We start from the raw sequence: 17577 nt of genomic DNA on the forward strand, positions 1-17577 counted from the left end.
GATGTCGATGTCGGATTCGTCGTCGGTCTTTGGTGTGGTGGTGGTGTCGCCGAAGAGGCCGAGGCTGATGTCGATGTCGGAGCCGTCGTCGGCGATCTCGGCCGGGGAATCCGTGGCCCTGGATTCCTCGACCGCGTCCTCGTCCTTGCTCGCGTCCTCGTCGCCGTCCTCGCTCTGCTCCTCGGCCGTGCTCTCCTGCCGGCTGACGGTCCGCGTCCGGATGCTGTCGGAACCCGATGAACGGTCGTCGTCGGATTCGTCGTCGGACTCTTCCCGCCGGTCCCAGTCGGTCCGCCAGCGTGGCTCTTCCTGCGATTCGTCGTCCTCATGGCTCTCGTCATGGTCGAGAGACTCGGTCCGGGGCAGCGCCGGACGATCGGTGAGGGCCAGACGAAGGGCCTGCAGCGTCTGATCGTTGTGGGGTTCGTGTGCCTTGGCCCGGAGGTTCCCGAAATAGGTGTGCAGCCGGGAGCCGGGCCGCATCAGCTCACCGATGGCCTCCGCGATGACGTCGGTCGCACTCTCCTCCGGCACGACGGACAAGAGGTCCATGGTGCTGCGGACCTTGGCGACATGTTCGTCCCGGAGTTCCTGCAGCCTGGTCAGGACCGAGTCGTACTGTTTCTTGGTGATGGTCACAGAGAGGCCGGTGTACGGATCCTTCACCACGGCCTTGACGTCGTCGCCGTCACCGAGCAGAGACTCCAGGCCCTCCGTGCTCAGCACTCCCTTCGCCAGGAGGCGGTTCATCTCGTCCCGTGTCAGGACTCGTCCTTCCCCGTCCTCGGGCAGCGACGGCATCACGGCCTGGGCCATACGCACGTTGCTGAACGCCGTCCATTCGGGCGTCGGCTGCTCGCTCGTCAGCTTCGCGGCCTTGCGGCCCCACTGGCTGGGGTGGGTGATGGCCTTGGTCACCTGGCCGAGATGATCTGCGGCGACCGGGTCGAGCTTGTCGTACGGGGTGTGATGGGTCAGGGCGGAGAAGTACGGCCGGCCCAGCAACTGCATCAGGTTCGTGGTGTTGGCGCCTTCCAGCACCGCCGGAAGCGTGCCGAGCTGGAAGACCTGCCGGAACACGTCCTGGGGGAGGCCCGGGGACTGCACGATCAGGACGTCACCCGGCCCGAGCCGGGCGAGTTGCTGGTCGAGGTCGGCGGCGTTGATCTCGGTGCGGCTCAGGTGGGCGTCGGTGTGGGCGGGGGCGAAGTCGACCGTGGTGCGGCCGAACGACAGGATCACGGACGGCTTGCCGATCCCGGCCTTGGTGATCCCGGCAGCCAGCGAGCTGAGCGCCGACACCCGGCCCGAGTCGGTCACGTTGTGCAGGCCGTAGACCGGCATGACCTCGGTGCCGTTCTCATGAACGGCACGGGCGACCGCCTTGAGCCCGGCGGCCACGGCAGGGTCGGTGACGCGCCGGTCGATCAGGTCCGTGAGTTCGTCCTGGGTGAGGAGGGGGGTGTGGAAGTTGAACAGAGCATCGGAGGCCAGGGCGTTCTCCGCGTCCTCGGCCTGCTCGGTGCTCTCCAGGTCCCTGATCTCGACTGCGCCGTCCGCGGACGGCCTGCTGTACAGATAGCGGTGCGAGGTGTCCCAGGCATAGGGCTTGAGCACGATCGCCCGGTCGGTTCCCAGGAAGTTCAGGAACCGCTCCGCCGCCTCCGCGTCGTCGTCGAGCCGGTCACTCGCCGCGACCATGACCAGGCCTTGGGCCCCCGGCTTCCCGGAGGCCCGGGGGTCGGTCGCAGTCCGGTGCGGGTCGAACGTCCGGGTCTGCCAGTCGACGCGGGCGTTGAGGTCGTCACTCAACAGGAGCTTGAGTTTCTGCTGGACGCTGTCGGGAGCGATCGCGGTGATGGGCCCCTTGTAGCCCAGCTCGTCGAGGGAGTCCATCAGCATCGTGGCGGCGGCCTGATGGCCGAAGTTGGCCGCGTCGTCGATGTAGATCGTGACACCGCCCCCGGCGCCGTTCAGCTTCTCGTGCAGCTCTCTGCGGAGGTCGATCTCCTGTTGTGACGGCGCGTTCCCCCGACGGTGGGCGGCGATGTCGTCGAGCAGCTGCTGCGGCGGGTTGCCGGGGGTGCCGAGGAGCTGCGTCCACAGCTGATGCTCCGGCACCGTGACGGTGTGGGGGGTGGCCTGCGACTGGGACGAGGTCTGCGTTTCGGACGGGGACGCGTCGGTGTCGGAGGTGCCGTCCTCGGTGAGCAGGCCGGTGCTGGGCTCGGTGTCGTTCTCCGGGCCGTCGTTCTCCGCGTCCGTCAGCGTCGTCGGCGCTGCGGGCTCCTTCTCGGAGTCGTGCTCGGAAGTCCGGTCCGAACCGTTCTTCGGGTCCTGGTCCGTTCCGTTCTCCGTATCCGGCTGAGTGTTCGGCGTCTGCTCGTCCTGCGATGTGTCGGGAACGTTGTTCCGGACCGGGCCGCCGCGCGAGTTGTCGGAGGAGTTGTTGCCGGTGTGGGGGGTGTTGGACGTCTGGGACGGACCGGTGTGCGCATCGGAGCCGGTGGGGGGCACCGTGCGATCTTCGGAGGACTGCCGTATCTCCTCGTCCGCCTCGTCTGCTTCGTCCGTATTGTGCGTGCTGTCGGTGGTGTCGTCGGTGAAGTCGGTGTTGTCGGCGTTGCCTGAGGTGTTGACCGGCCCCTTGGCAGCCGTTCCGGTGGAGCCGGACGGGCCCGTGGAACCGGACGGGCCTGTGGAGCCCTTCGGAGGAGATGTCGACTCGGGTCCGGTCTCGTCGTCGTTCCCCGTCTGTTCGGGCTGTTCCTTCTGCCCCGTCCGTTCGGTCGAGTCCGTCTGGTCCTGGGACCCGGAGCCGTTCGTCGTGCTGTTGTTCTTCCCGCCTCCCGGAGCCCCACCGGCCCCGCTCCCGGCACCGGAGTCCGTTCCGTTCCCGGGCTTCGCCCCCGTGTCCTTGTCGTCCTCCCGGCTCGACGTCGGCACGTCCGTCCCGGCGAAATTGTTCTTCACCCAGGTACCGGGCTTGGCCGCACCGTGCCCGAGCAGGGACTCGGCCTTGCTGCTGATCCCGGAGCCCAGGAAGGTGTCCCAGCTGGTCGTCCAGTTCCCGGTCATGAGGCCACCGGCCACGATCTCCGCGACGGCCTCCGAGCCACCGGAGGTCAGGAAGTCCTTCGTGTCGTTCAGTGCGGTGTTGCCCAGGTTCTTCGCGGAGAAGGTCTTCGGCCGAGGAGCCTTGTCGGTCACGTCCTTGGTGAGGTTCTTGACCGGTCCCGAGCCCGTGAAATTCTTGAAGAGCTTGCCGAGCCCGGACGAGAACACACCGTGAAAGAACCCCGCGAACGCGCCGAAGACACCGTCCTGCGCGATGGCCTTCCAGTCGAAGCCCTTGGGCCGCCGCCCGTCGGGTCCCGCCGCCATCATGGCGAGACGTACCGCGAAGGTCTGGAACGCCTCCTGGAACGCCTCGCTCAGGCTCGGCATCAGATGCGTGCGCTTCAGCAGCGTGTCCAGCACCGTCAGCAGCACCACCCGGCTGCGCGCCTTCGCCACCGCGGCGTCACTCGCCGAGGCCCCGCCCGAGAAGAACGCCATCACAGCGATGATCAGCAGCTCGATCATCAGCCGGATCAGCTCGGCGATGATCTGCCACTTGGACTCGGTGATGTTCATCGACGTCTCGGTGCGCCCGTCACCGATGGTCTTCAGCTGGTCGGAGAAGTCCCGGAGATGGTTGGTGCCCCCGTTGTCGATGAAGAGCCTCATCGACTGGAGGTAGTTGGCGCCCACCTTGGGCGGGAGCGACCTGCTGATCCCGACGACCGACTGCTCGATCTCACCGGACAGGTCGGTGAGACGGTCGGCGAGCCGGTGGTACGGCCGCCGGCTGGCGTACGCCAGATCTTCGTCAGCCTGCAACAGCCGTTCGCCGATGAGGACGAACAGCAGGTTGTTCAGCTCGGGCGTCGCCTTGATCGACATGGGGCCGTGCTCTCTGCCGTCAGCGCTTTCCGCTGGTGTTGGGCTTGATCCGGTGGTCGCGGATGGCGTCCAGGATGTTGTTCTGGTTGGACTTGATCGAGGCCAGGTTGACCGAGGTCCCGTGTGCCACGCCCTTGACCGATTCGGACAGGGCGATCGCGGTCTCGCTGCTGCTCTCCCGCTCCTTCTGCTCCTGCGGGATGACCTCCTGGGCGAAGCTGTCGTCCTGGCCCGGCCAGTCGCTCGTCGCCCGCACGTCCACGACGAAGTCGTCCACCATCGAGCCGATCGAGGCGCTGATCGAGAACATCTGCCGCAACCCGGCCTGGATACGGGCGGGTTCGGCGTAGTAACCGTCGCTCATGCTGTGTTCAGCGCTCCTCGTCCTCGTCGATCTCGTCACGCAGCCGGCGTCCCGATTCCTGCCGGGCCCGTTCGTCCGGGTCCTGGAGCACCTCGGGCCCGAAGATCCGCGCCCAGTCGATGTCCACACCCGTCAACTCGGGTGTCCCGGTGCTCGGCCGGGTGAACGGCTCGAAGGTCTCCATCACCTGCCGGGCCATCTCCGCACGGGCCCGCCCGAATGCCTCCAGCACCGCCCCGGACAGTTCACCCGGCGACATGGTCCGGTACTTCTGTTCCAGGAACCGCAGCGCGGTCAGCTCGCCCTGGGGCCCGACCGTCACCTCCACCGACCGGTCCGCCGACCGTACGGTGCGGGTGGCCTGCCGGAGTTCGGCCTCGGCCTTCGCCACGCCCTTCTCGGTGGCCTCCAGCTCGGCCATCGCCGCGGCGAGCCGTGCCTCCACGGACCGGGCGTACGGGGAGACCTCGCCGCGTCCAGAGTTCTCCGACGCCTCGTTCATCGCGCCGCTCACCGTCCGATCACCGTGGGCGTGCCGCCCTCCTCCGCGCCCCACACGTCCTCGTCCTCGGCCACCCAGTGCACCCGGTCGCGCTCACCGCTACCGGTCGCCTGCCCGCCCTGGGTGCCGCCCGCAGCCCCGCCGGCGACGGCCGTGGAGCTGGTGGCGGTGCGGGTCCTGCGGGCGCTGCGCTCCTCGTCGGCGCCGCGCCGGCCGCCCGTACGCGATGTCCCGCCGCGTGTACCGGGACCGCTCTCCGTCAGGACGTTGCGGACGCGTTCGCCCGACGAGCCGCCGGCCTGCCCGCCGGCGCCCATGCCACCCATGCCCATCCCGCCCATGCCCATGCCACCCATGCCCATCCCGCCCATGCTGCCCGCGGGGTTGAGCGGGGTGGAGCCGTCCTGGTCGGAGCCCGTTCCCGTGCCCGGCCCCGTGCCCAACTCGGTGGTGGGGGGCGGGGCCGCCGCGGTCCCGGGCGGTGCACCGAGCGTTCCGCCCGGGTGGAAGGTGCTGTCGTACTCCTCGTAGTCGCTTCCGCCGGACCGGTTCTGACCGCCCCCGGACGACGAGGAGTTGTTCAGCGAGTGGGAGTTCCCGCCGAGGGAGTTGAGATCGTGACGGAGATCCCGGTCGAGGTTCCGCAGACTCCTGTCGAGATCGTGATTCAGATCCCGGGTCACGTCGTGGTTGAGGTCCTGATGGGTCGGCGGCGGCGTGAAGCGGGTCTTGGAATCGGGCCACTGGAGGTCGGTCCTGGGGTTGAGATCGCTGACCGTCTCCTTGCCGTTCTTGTCGATGCTGGTGACCTTGCCGGTCGACGGATCGACGATCTGCTTGCTGCCGTCCTTGTGCGTGGTGGTGAGCGTGCCGTCCTTGTTCAGCCTGGTGACACTGCCGTCCGGGTTGGTCACGCTCTGGCCCGGGTTGAGGTCGTGCACCGTGGGCTTGCCGTCCTTCGGGGTGACGGTGTACTTCCCGGTCTTCGGGTCGTACGTCGCCTTGTCACCGTTGGGGAACGTCATGACCGGGTTGCGGTCCTTGTTGAGCTGGACGGTCGTGCCGTCGGGCCCGGTCACCGAAGGGGTGGGGGTGTTGGGGCCGGGGAAGAGCGGGTTCAACGGGCCCGTATGTGTCGTGTCGCCATTGCCCTGGGTGCTGTCACTGCTGCCCGGATTGAGATCGTCGATCAGTTCCTTGCCGGTCTTGTCGTCGAGACCGGAGCCCGAGCCGGGGTTGAGATCCTTCGTATCGTTGTTGCCGAGCAGGTCCTTGATGCCGCCGGGCCCGTCACCGAAGTCGTTGAGGGACTTGGTGACGTTGTTCCCCATGTCACCGATGCCCTTGTTGAGGTTGTCCAGCGCCGTGTTGAGATCCTTGTTGTTCTTGTCCGTCTCCTCCTTGGCCTTCTCGGTCTTCTCCTTGGTGTAGAACTCCGTCAGCGACCCGGTGTTCTTGGTGGTGAGCGGCGTCTCGAACGGCTTGGTGGAGTCGATCCAGGCATTGTTGAGGTTGGACAGCACCGTCTGGGCGGTGCCGTTGAGGCCGAGCTGGAGCCCCTCGATGTCCGGATGGGGCGTATCGATGAACTCGTTCCACTGCCTCACGGCCTCCTCGCCCACCTTGGCCCAGTTCTGGATGTCGGTGAGGTCGCCGTACGTCGGGTGGGGTTCCTGGAACCCGTCCTTGGTGGAGTACGTCGTGGTGGAGGTGGGGTTGATGACGTTGCCCTGAGTGGTCGTCGACGTGATGAACGGGATGTTGTGCTCCGTCAGCCAGGTCAGGATGTCGTTCAGCACCTTGATCAGGAAGAAGTGCGGGTCGTGCTCATTGCGCCCCATCCACGCGTTCCACGCCGTCTGAAGGGACTTCCCCTGGGTCAGCAGTGTCTGCTGTGCCGCCATCAGCTGCTTGGAGTGACTGGACTTCGGAGTGAACGCGGGATCCCCGACGGCGTCGTACGTGGCCCCCGCGCCCAGCTGCTCCTTGTAGTTCTCGTAGTTCCCGTTGAGCTGATGGACCAGCTGCCAGAAGATTCCCGCTGCCTGGCCCTTCCAGGCGGACTGCTCGCTTCCCAGCGACTTCTCCCACCCCGCCAGGATCGCTCCCTGGTCCACGAAGAACTGGGCGGCCCGGTCGAAGGCCTGGGCGGTGTGCTGGAAGGAATTGAGATCCACCACGTTGGCGTCGGGGACCGAGGCGCCGTTGAATTCGGCCCCCTGCGTGGTCTTCGCGGTGATCAGGGCGCTCAGGGCCGCTCCCGGCCCTCCCATGTACTGGCCCAGGGGGCCGATGTCCCAGTCGTCGCCGTACTTCCCCTTGTACTTGCCGCCGCTCAGGGACTCATTGGCCTCCAGTCCCCGGCTGCGTCCGTTCTCCGACATGAAGGAGCCGATGAAGACCAGCCGGGCGTGGTACATCTCCACGTGGCCGTTCTTGTTGGTGTAGAAGTACAGGTCGTAGTCCTGGCCCGAGCTCTTCAGCGATCCCTGCTTCGCCGCGTCCACCACCGACTGGACACCGATCTTGTCCAGGCTCATCCGGAAGAGCGGGCTCTTCTCCTTGCTGCTCAGGCCGGTGAACAGGCCCTTGCGGCTGGGCATCGGATAGCCGGTCAGCTTGGTGACGGCCTGCCCCCAGTAGTCGTCGGCGTCGTAGCTCTGTGAGGTCGGGGTCGACATGCGGAACGCTCCGGAGGAGAGGAAGAGGGTCGGGGCGGGCGGTGAGGAGCCGTACGGAGACGGGTCGGGGCGGGCGGTGAGGAGTCCGTACGGAGACGGGTCGGCCCGGACCGCCGGAGCGGCCCGGGCGGATCACCGGGGAGGGACCGCCCCCGCGGGGGCGGCCGGGGCAGCGGCTGTCAGAAGTCGCCCGACAGGCCCGGAGCCCGTCAGGTGCTGGTCGTGGTGGTCGGGCTCAGGTCCTTGTCCACGTCCGAGAAGATGTCGAGCAGCGCGGCACCGTCGATCGATTCGAGGCTCTTGCCCTGGGTGCTGAGCAGCTTCTCGATCGTCGTCAGCAGGTCGCTCTTGATGTGCTTGAAGAGCGTCTCCTGACTCTCGAAGATGCCGTCGACCGAAGCCGCCGCCGTCTTGACCGCCTTCACCAGGGACTGGCCGTGCACACTGTCGTCCGTCCCCAGCAGGCCGATGGCCAGCGCCGGGTCCTGCTGGAGCGTGGTGGGCGTGGTGCGTCCGTCGAGGATGCTCTTGAGCGCCTTGAGGCCGTTGGGGTCGTCCTTGCGGATCTTGTCCAGCGCCGTCTGGAAATCCGTGACGTCGTTCTCGGCGAACGACTTGAGGGTCTTGCCGTCGAGGTGGGTCAGATCGGCCATCGGAAGCCCTCGCTCAGCGGCCGATGGAGATCTCGGACCACATCTGCGACAACGAGTTCTCGCTGTACTTGTAGTTGCCCGAGATGTCGGTCAGCAGGGCCGCGTGCGAATTCAGCAGCGTCTCCATGTTCCGCACCGCCTGGTCCCAGGCGGCCTGCTTCTGACGGTAGGTGTCGGCGTCGGAGCCGTACCACGTCTTGCGCAGCTCGGCGAGCTCCGCCTCCAGGGACGCGAGCGTCCGGGCGATCGCCTGGGTCTGGCGGACCATGTCGTCGCCGGCGTTGTTCATGTGGCCGTAGTCGACCAGGATGTAGCCGTCTGTCAGGTTGTCGGGCATCGGGGGAGACCTCGCTTCACTGCCTGGGAGGGATGCCCCGCCGCGACGGCGGCGAGGGGTGCCGGACGACCGGCGGGATGGGCGACGCGATGACGCCGTCCGGGGCGGTCCTACGCCATGAGGTCGTCGAACGCCTTCTGCGAGGCGCTGTACGCCTGGTTGATCGCGTCGTTGGACGACCCCTGCGTCTTGCCGTGCTCCACCAGGCTCGTGTTGAGCTTGTCGACCATGTCCTCCAGGTTGCGGAGGATGATGTTGACCTGGTCGTCCCACTGCTTCAGCAGGACCCCGTACTGGCCGCCGTCGCTGCCCTGGTAGCCCTTGCTCAGGTTGTTGCGGGTGTCGTCGACGTCCTGGCGGGACTTGAGAATTCCGCTGTAGGCGGCCTCAAGTGCCTGAATACCGTTCCGGGTCGAGCTCTCGCTCGACTGCTGGAGGTTGCCGCCCGGTCCCGCCTGCGCGTCTGCGTCTGCCACGGTGTCTCCCATGCTCAACTGCTGGATGGCCGTGATCCTATGATCAGATCCGTGGTGTGCTCAATGATCCTTGACCGCATCTGAGCTTTTCCTGAGGATCAGTCAACTTCTTTTACCCGAAGGCAACATCCTGTTGTCCCCACGGCCGCCCGGTTCCCCCGCCACCTGCGGGCACGAGGGTGCCGTCGTGCCCACGGTGCGCCCCGCCGTGGCCGCTTCCGGGCTCAGATCGGGGCCGGACGGCAGCATCGCCAGGAGCGGGGACGGAAGGGCCTGGACGGAGGCGCCGTCGTACCCCAGCGCCTTCTGCGCCGCCTGGGAGAGCAGCCGATACTTCACCCCGTTGTCGGCGACGAAATAGGTGGTGGAACCGACATCGGTACCGCCCGCACCGAGCGCCTTGACCAGCGCACCGCGTCCCGGCCGCACGGCCGTCGCGTCGACCGGCAGACAGGCCGGGGCGATGTTCTCCGGCGAGGCGGCGGAGGCCGGCGGGAGCGCGGTGAGCGGAACCAGCGCACCGGTCACCCGGGTACCGTCCCCGTGGTCCGGCCGCACCCGGGCACAGGCCGCCCAGCCCGCCGGCACGGACTCGGCGCGCGGCGGCGTCCGCGGCAGGCCCGCCGGAACGGGCTCGCTGCCCTCCGCGCCGGGCGCCAGCCGTGCCTTCACCTCGGCCGCACCGATCACCGCCGCGGCGGGCGCCGCACCCCCGTACGCGTCGTCCTTGGTCTCGGCGGAACCCAGGGCCAGCGCCGCCCCGGTCTCCGTCAGCGGAACCAGGCCCTCCTTGCGCAGCAGGTAGTACTGGCGCGCCGCCCCCGGCGTACGCGACTGGAACACCTGCCCGAGCTTCGAAGGATGCCCGCCCAACGACGGCCCCGCTCCGCCGCGGCCGGGCACGGCGGGCGCAACCAGATCCGGACCCTGCACCAACGCGTCCAGGAACGCGGCGGACACCGGCCGGGGCGTCACCGACCCGTACCCCAGCGACACCGCGGCGTTCCCGCTCCGGTCCAGCCGCAACCGGCTGCCCTGCCAGACCAGATACCGTGCCCGGTCCGGCCCCGACACCACCAGACCCTGCCCCGCGCCCATGCCCCGCTCTTCGACGGGCGCACCGGCCACCAACGCGGTGAAGGCGCCTGCCGGAGGCGCTGCGCCGCCGGAGTCTTCCGCGCCGGCCTCCGAAGCGAGCACCGAGCACACCTGCCACGGGTCCTTCTCCAGGTCCGCCACGCCCGGTACGGAGTCCGGCGCGCCCGGTATCCCGACCGGGGCGCCCACCGCCGTGCCCTTCAGCGACGCGGTGCTCACATCCTCGGACTTCAGTTTGCCGTCGCCGACGAGCAGCGCGGAGGCGTAGTTGCGCACCGGACGCAGCCGGCCCGCCACATACACGTAACGGGCTCCCGTGTCCCGGTTCACCACCAAGGTCCCCGACGCCCGCCACGCGTCGTTGCCACCGGGGGACATGAAGCCGTACACCAGTGAACCGGCGGCCACCAGCGCGGTGATCACCACACCGATCAGCACCCCGCGAGTGGTCCGCCCCAGCGGGCTCTCCGGGGCGTCCGGGTCGGCGAGCAGCATCCCCGAGGTCAGCCGGCCCATCACGAAGGTGTGGGCCTGGACCTGGTCACGCTTGGACTGCATGTGGCAATACCTTCCGGGTCAGCCGTTGATCGCCCGGAGCGCGGCGAACACGCCGAGCACCCAGAGCGCGAGCGGCAGCAGGCTGATCGCCAGCGCCGAGTGCAGCAGTTCGGCCGCGCGGCCCCAGTACGGCACCAGCCGCCGCCCCGGCACCGTCCACGACACGATCGCCAGCAGCGCGGTGCAGGCCACCAGTCCCGCCACCAGCAGCGGCCGCTCGTCGGGAGACAGGGACGCGGCCAGCGCCACGGTCAGCAGCAGCGCACCCCAGACCCCGGGCAGCAGCAGCGCGAGACGCTGCGGCACATTGACCATGCCGCGCCCGTGCAGCAGCAGAAGCAGCGAGAGAACCGAAGCGGTGAGGGTCTCCGGCAGGTTCGGGCCGTCGGCCAGCACCAGGAGACAGGCCGCGCAGACGGTGCCCGCCGCTCCGTAGAGCGCGGTCATCCAGCCACTCGCCAGCTCCGTACGGGTGGTCACGTCACCACCGGCGTAGGGCTCGATGCCCTCCTGCAACTGCTGGGAATTGGTCGGCAGCGCCGGCATCCGCATCCCCGCCAGCTTGAACGCCAGAGCCGGTACGAAACCGCCCAGCACAACTGCCAGCGCGGCGAGTACCGTCGCGGCACCGTCCATCGTCAGACCGGCGGGCCCGGCGAGCGCCCCGCCCAGCGCGACGGCGCACCAGAACACCGCCGTCGCCAGGAAGAACGGCACGGACACGGCGGCGAGCGCGAGCCCCAGCACCGCACCGCCCGCACCGGCGGCCCCCGCGGCCAACAGCCGTGCGCCCAGCACCTGATGCACATCGGGGCCGCCCAGATCACCACCCGGCAGCAGCCAGCCCGCCAGCGCCAGATACGGACTCGCCATCGACCCGAGCACCGAGGCGGCCGCCGCGTCGCCCACCGCGCGGCTCGCCGAGGCGGCCCCGGCCAGCAGCAGCGCCCCCACCGCGCCCGCCCCGGCGGCACGTACCCCGACCGGGCCCCCCGGCCAGGCCAGCAGGACCAGTCCGGCCAGCAGCGTCAGCACGCACAGGGCGCGCAGCAGCCGCCTGCTGGCATCGGCGTTCCAGCCCTGCAGCCGGTCGCGCACCACACTGGCGATGCCGTCGACCAGGTCGTCCAGCCGTACTTCGGGCAGGGCGTCGGTGTGCGGGCGCAGATACAGCACCTCGCCGTCCTTGAGGCCGAGGGTCTCCAGGGTTCCCTCGTCGTCGAGGGCCGGCCCGCCCAGCCGTTGCAGCACCCAGCCGCTGTGGTCCAGGCCGTTCTCCTCCAGTTCCTCACCCGCGTAACGCAGCACGGTGGGAAGGAGATCGGCCACCGGGACATCGGCGGGCACCGCAAGGTCGATGGTCTTTTCGGGGGCACGTATGGTGAGGCGGCACAGGCCCGCCACGGAGCTGTCGGTCAAGGTCGGGACTCGCGTTCTCGGGGGACTTGTCGGATGCGACGTGGACGCGCTTGGTGATCGGATGCAGACTACTGATCATCATCCGGACCACGTCAACGGACCTCATCCGAGTCCCTGTTGGTCCGGAACCGTCCGGCTTGTGCGCCCGTCGGCACTCCCGCGCGCCCTACCGGTCGGGTCCACCCGTCACGGCGGGCGGTCCGCCGCTGTCCGCGGCCTCTTGTCGCCGTCGTCGAAGGAGTCTGTTCGTTGAGTGTGGTCCTCTTCCGCCGCCCAGCCCGCCGTCGCGGCCCGGACATGCCCGAAGGAGAGCTGAACCTCCAGGAGCCACCGACCCTGCCGGAGACGGTTCCTGACTCCTCGGCGATCTGGACCTATCTGCCGATGGCCATGATGTCGGTGTCGATGATGCTGATGTTCATGCGTCCGGGCGGCGGCAGCAGCGTCTTCACATACCTGGCACTCGGCATGATGGTCACCGCCTCGGCCGCCATGCTCGTCGGCCAGATGATGCGCAAGGGCGGCGAGCGCAAACAGCGGCTGCGCGGTGAACGCCGCGACTACCTGCGCTATCTGTCCCAGATCCGGCGCAGCGTCCACGAGGCGGTCAGCGACCAGCAGGAGGCCCTCGCCTGGCGGCACCCCGAGCCCCGGGTGCTGCGCACCATGGTGCGCTCCACCCGGCTGTGGGAGCGCCGGGTCTCCGACGACGACTTCGCCGAGGTGCGCATAGCCGTCGGCGACCAGCAGCTCGCACTGCGCCTCACCCCCACCGCGACCAAACCGGTCGAGGACCTCGAACCGCTCTGCGCCCACGCGCTGCGCCGCTTCATCAAGGCGTACGGAGTCGTTCCCGACCAGCCCACCGGTCTCTATCTGCGGTCCTGGACCCGGATCCTGTTCCGCGGCGACGACCGGGCGGTACGGGACACCGTCCGTGCGGTCCTGTCCCAGCTCGCCTTCTTCCACCCGCCGGAGGAGCTCTGGATCGCGCTCTGCGTCGCCGACGAGAAGCGCGCCGAATGGGAGTGGGTCAAATGGCTCCCGCACAGCCAGCACGCCCAGGAACAGGACGGCGCGGGCCCCTCCAGGCTGGTCGCGTCCACCTTCCGTGACCTGGAGGAACTCCTCGGCGCGGAATTCTCCGAGCGGCCCGTCTTCGACCCCGAGGCCGTGCCGGGCCGCGACGAACCCTTCACCGTGATCGTCGTCGACGGCACCACCGTGCCCGCCGCCCACCGCCTCGACGGCCCCGGCCTGCGCAACGCGGTCGTGCTCGACCTGTCCGGCGCCCTCAGCTGGCGTCCCGGGCGCACCACGCTGCGCCTCGACGTCCAGCCGGACAGCCTGCACCTGGTCCGCACCGACCGCAGCCGCAAGGAACAGACCACCCTTCTCGGCCGCCCCGACGCCATGGGCCCCGGCTCCGCGGAGGCACTGGCCAGACTGCTCGCGCCGTACCGGATGAGCCTGTCGTCGGACGCCGCGCAGCCACTGGACACCGATGTCGAACTCACCGCGCTGCTGGGCATTCCCGATCTGTACCGGCACGAGCCGGCCACCCTCTGGGAGCGCTCCACCGGTTCGGCGCGGCTGCGCGTGCCGGTCGCGGTCGGTGCCGACGGCGTGCCGGTGGAACTGGACATCAAGGAGTCCGCGCAGGGCGGGATGGGCCCGCACGGCATGCTGATCGGTGCCACCGGTTCGGGCAAGAGCGAGCTGCTGCGCACCCTGGTGCTCGGCCTCGCTCTCACGAACTCTTCCGAAACACTCAATTTCATCCTGGTGGACTTCAAGGGCGGTGCCACCTTCCTCGGACTCGACGAACTCCCGCACACCTCGGCGGTGATCACCAACCTGGCCGATGAAGTCGCCCTCGTGGAGCGCATGCAGGACGCCCTGCACGGTGAACTCATCCGCCGCCAGGAGCTGCTGCGCAGCGCCGGCAACCACACGTCCGCGCTGGAGTACGAGAAGGCCCGCGCGGCCGGGGCCGACCTCGAACCGCTGCCGAGTCTCTTCGTCGTCGTCGACGAGTTCAGTGAACTGCTCTCCGCGCACCGCGAGTTCATGGATCTCTTCGTGATGATCGGGCGACTCGGCCGGTCACTCGGCGTCCATCTGCTGCTCGCCTCCCAGCGTCTGGACGAGGGCCGCATGCACCAGCTGGAGAGCCACCTCTCCTACCGGGTGGGGCTGCGCACCTTCTCCGCCATGGAGTCACGGGGCGTGCTCGGCGTCCCCGACGCCTACCAGCTGCCTTCCCAGCCCGGCAGCGGCTTCCTCAAGAGCGGGGTCGAGGCGCTGACCCGGTTCCGGGCGGCCTACGTCTCCGGCCCGTACCGCAAGCGCCGCGGCGCCGCCGCCCAGGCCAGGGTCGCCAGCCAGGTGATGCCCTGGACCACCGACTGGGTCGTGCCGCGAGCCCCCGCCCGCACCCCAGACCCCGAGCCCGCCGCCGCGCCCGAGGAGCCCGGCACCGGCGACACACTGCTCTCCGTCGCCCTGGAACGGCTGCGCGACTCCGGACCGGCCGCCCACCAGGTGTGGCTGCCGCCGCTGGACCTGCCGCCCGCGCTCGACCTGCTGCTGCCCTCGCCCGAGCCCGACCCGGCACGAGGCCTCACCCCGGCGGGAACGCCGGGGCCGGGCACGCTCAAGGTGCCCCTGGGGCTGGTCGACATGCCGTTCGAGCAGCGGCGCGACCCCTTGACGGTGGACCTCTCCGCCGCCGGCGGCCATGTCGCGATCGCGGGCGGTTCGCAGAGCGGCAAGTCGACCGCCGTACGGACCCTGATCAGCGCGCTCGCCCTCACCCACACCCCGCGCGAAGTGCAGTTCTACTGCCTGGACTTCGGTGGCGGCGCGCTCTCCGCGCTCTCCGGACTGCCGCACGTCGGCGGTGTCGCGGGACGGCTCGACACCGAACGGATCAGCCGTACGGTGGCCGAGGTGACCGCCGTGCTCAACGAACGCGAGCAGTTCTTCCAGGACCGGGGCATCGACTCGATGGCCTCCTACCGGCGCCGCCGGGCCGCCGGAGAGTTCCCCGAAGAGCCCCACGGCGACGTATTCCTGGTCGTCGACGGCTGGGCCACGGTCAAGCAGGACTTCGACACGCTGATCCCCACCTTCCACCAGATCGCGGCCCGCGGCCTCAACTACGGCGTACACATCGTCGTCACCACCTCCCGCTGGATCGAGCTCCCCGCTCAGGTCCGTGACCAGGCCCTGACCCGGCTGGAACTCAAGCTCGGCGACCCGATGGACTCGATGATCGACATCCGCAAGGCAGCCACCGTGCCGCGCGGCGCCGGGCGCGGCCTGACCATGGAGGGCAAGCTCCACTTCCTGACCGCCCTGCCCCGCATCGACGGGCGGGACAGCGCCGACGACCTCGCCGAAGGCGTCGCCGACCTGGTCGGCCGGATCGCCGAACACTGGCAGGGACCGCCGGCCCCTCCGGTACGGATGCTGCCGCACCGCCTCCCGGCCGCGGAACTCCCCGAGCCCGAGCGCACCGAGGGGCTGCGCGTCCCGATCGGCCTGGACGAGGAGACCCTCTCGCCGGTCTGGCACGACTTCGGCCGCAACCCGCACCTGATCGGCATCGGCGACAGCGAGAGCGGCAAGACCAATCTGCTGCGTCTGCTGGTCCGTTCCATCACCGCCCGGTACACCGCGGCCGAGGCCCGCATCCTGGTGGTGGACTACCGTCGCGAACTGGTCGACGCCGTCCCCGAGGAATACCGCCTCGGACACGTCGTCGCCATCGACTCGCTGCGCGAACTGGTCGGCGGCGCGGCCCGCGCGATCAAGACCAGGCTCCCCGGTCCGGACATCGCCCCGTCCCGGATGCGGCAGTGCGACTGGTGGACCGGGCCGCGCCTGTTCGTCCTGGTCGACGACTACGACATGGTCAGCGGCACCGGCTCCTACGACCACCCGTTCGCCCCGCTCCTGGACCATCTCGCGCTCGGCTACGAGGTCGGTCTGCACGTGGTGGCGACCCGCTCGGCCACCGGCGCGGGCCGCGGCCTCAACGATCAGTTGCTGCGCCGCCTGGACGAGGTCAACACGCCGGGCATGCTGCTCTCCTGCCCGCCGTCCGAGGGCTATGTGTTCGGCAATGTGAAGCCGCGCAACCTGCCGCCGGGCCGCGCCCAGTACATCGTCCGGCGCAAGGCCACCCTCGTGCAGACCGCACTCGCCGGGGAGGCCGAGGAGCCGCTCGCGGGCTGAGCCGCGGCGAAGGGCCCCGGGATGCGGCGGATGCCGTGCTCCGGGGCCCTTCGCCGTTTCGTACGGGCGCTCAGTCGCCCGGCGCTTCCGCCACCCGACGGCGCTCCGCGGGGCGCCAGCCGCGCGAACGGCCGCGGGGTGCGACCAGCGCCACCCACGCGACCAGCAGAGCGAGCGAGCCGCCCGCCACCGCGATCCACACCGCCCTGCGGGTCGCGCCCCCGCTGCCGTTGTCCGGCGGCAGCGCCACGGAGTCGTCCCGCTCCACCCGGGGGCGTGGAGCCGGATCCCGCACGGAGGTGACGGCCGCGTACGGATCCAGGCGCGGCACATCCGCCGGATAGGCGGTACGGGTCAGCCGCTCCGCCGTCCCGGCCGCCGACAGGTCCGGATGAGCCGACCGTACGAGCGCGGCGGCGCCCGCCGCGTAGGCGGCGGCGAACGACGCCCCCGACCCGATGAAGTGCCCCGTTCCGCGCGGCCCCACGCCCACGACCCCGTCGCCGGGGGCGGCGAGATCCGCACCGCGGGTGGCCGGCGCGGTGTCCGGGCGGGTGCCCCGCGCGTCCATGTCGATGACGGAGAGAACCCCGGGCGCCGCGGCGGGCCAGTAGTCGCGCGGCGGTTCGGGCTCCCGGCCCGGCGAGGAACCCGCCGGGTCGGGGGTCGCGGCGGCCACGATCAGCGCGTCGCGGGAGGCCGCGTACTTCACGGCCGAACGGAGCCCGGCCGAGTCGGCGGCCAGTGCCGGGGAGACCTGGATGACCTTCGCACCCGCGTCGGCGGCGGCCCGGATCCCGTCGGCGACCGAGGCCGCGGTCGCCGTCCCGCGCTCGTCCGTGCCCCGCACCGCGATGATGCGGGACTCCTGGGCGACCCCCGCGACGCGCACGTTCTTCGCGGGCGCCGCCGCGATCAGCCCGGCCACGAACGTCCCGTGGCCCACGCAGTCCTCCCCGGCCGGGCCCACGGCCGAGACCCGGCCCGCGAGCGTCGGAGCCTGTGCCGAGACCCCGGTGTCCACCACCGCGACCTTCACCCCCGCCCCCCGGCCGAACTCCCAGGTACGGGCGAGCTGGAGGTTCTGCTGCTCCCACGGCACCGCCGTGGCCCGCGCCTTCGACCCGCCGGTGCACGAATCACCCGCGTCGAGACGCGCGGGCATCACCGGCAGTCTGACCTTCTCGCCGTCGGCCGCGGCGGCCGCACCGGCCACCGGCAGCATCATCGCCGCAGCCAGGAACGCCGCGGCGGGAACTCGTCCGGTGCGGCGTCCGCACCCGCGCCGCACACCACCGCCCG

10 protein-coding genes and 1 pseudogene are annotated in these 17577 nt (G+C 70.0%); 1 reads left to right on the forward strand and 10 read right to left on the reverse strand.

All coding sequences use genetic code 11. The annotated features are described in order from the left end of the window. The 9 genes and pseudogenes from AB0D53_RS28085 to eccD all read right to left on the reverse strand — a co-directional run. Nucleotides 1–3945: pseudogene (locus AB0D53_RS28085) on the reverse strand (hypothetical protein); the annotation flags it as partial. A gap of 19 nt (nt 3946–3964) precedes the next feature. After that, nucleotides 3965–4309 carry a hypothetical protein gene (locus tag AB0D53_RS28090; protein WP_362451535.1) on the reverse strand — a complete coding sequence of 115 codons (345 nt, stop codon included), beginning with the start codon at nt 4307–4309 and terminating at the stop codon, nt 3965–3967. A gap of 7 nt (nt 4310–4316) precedes the next feature. Further along, the gene (locus AB0D53_RS28095; protein ID WP_362451537.1) at nt 4317–4811 is read right to left on the reverse strand and encodes a YbaB/EbfC family nucleoid-associated protein; all 495 of its coding nucleotides are present in this window, start codon (nt 4809–4811) and stop codon (nt 4317–4319) included. Between the two features lie 8 nt (nt 4812–4819). Next, a complete protein-coding gene (locus AB0D53_RS28100) occupies nt 4820–7492 on the reverse strand; it encodes an AAWKG family protein (protein WP_362451539.1) in 2673 nt (890 codons plus the stop codon). Nucleotides 7493–7701: 209 nt separating this feature from the next. After that, nucleotides 7702–8145, reverse strand: a complete 444-nt coding sequence (locus tag AB0D53_RS28105) for a type VII secretion system-associated protein (protein WP_362451542.1) — start codon at nt 8143–8145, stop codon at nt 7702–7704. A 13-nt stretch (nt 8146–8158) separates the two neighbouring features. Next, the gene (locus AB0D53_RS28110; RefSeq protein WP_329814345.1) at nt 8159–8482 is read right to left on the reverse strand and encodes a WXG100 family type VII secretion target; all 324 of its coding nucleotides are present in this window, start codon (nt 8480–8482) and stop codon (nt 8159–8161) included. A 110-nt stretch (nt 8483–8592) separates the two neighbouring features. Further along, a complete protein-coding gene (locus AB0D53_RS28115) occupies nt 8593–8958 on the reverse strand; it encodes a hypothetical protein (protein WP_329814344.1) in 366 nt (121 codons plus the stop codon). Nucleotides 8959–9060: 102 nt separating this feature from the next. Beyond that, on the reverse strand, nt 9061–10614 hold the full coding sequence (gene eccB / locus AB0D53_RS28120) for a type VII secretion protein EccB (protein ID WP_362451545.1): 1554 nt from the start codon (nt 10612–10614) through the stop codon (nt 9061–9063). A gap of 18 nt (nt 10615–10632) precedes the next feature. After that, complete coding sequence (eccD, locus tag AB0D53_RS28125; RefSeq protein ID WP_362451547.1) at nt 10633–12033, reverse strand: type VII secretion integral membrane protein EccD; 1401 nt, start codon at nt 12031–12033, stop codon at nt 10633–10635. 297 nt (nt 12034–12330) lie between these two features. Here eccD and eccCa point away from each other — a divergent pair, with 297 nt between their 5' ends. Continuing rightward, nucleotides 12331–16275: a type VII secretion protein EccCa gene (gene eccCa / locus AB0D53_RS28130; protein ID WP_362451574.1), complete on the forward strand. Its 3945-nt coding sequence runs from the start codon at nt 12331–12333 to the stop codon at nt 16273–16275. Nucleotides 16276–16345: 70 nt separating this feature from the next. On the opposite strand, the gene AB0D53_RS28135 is transcribed toward eccCa, so the two are convergent. After that, nucleotides 16346–17503, reverse strand: coding sequence for a S8 family serine peptidase (locus AB0D53_RS28135; RefSeq protein WP_362451549.1), 1158 nt, complete (start codon nt 17501–17503; stop codon nt 16346–16348). Nucleotides 17504–17577: the final 74 nt, after the last annotated feature.

Source organism: Streptomyces sp. NPDC048295 (assembly GCF_040652135.1).
GTDB lineage: Bacteria > Actinomycetota > Actinomycetes > Streptomycetales > Streptomycetaceae > Streptomyces.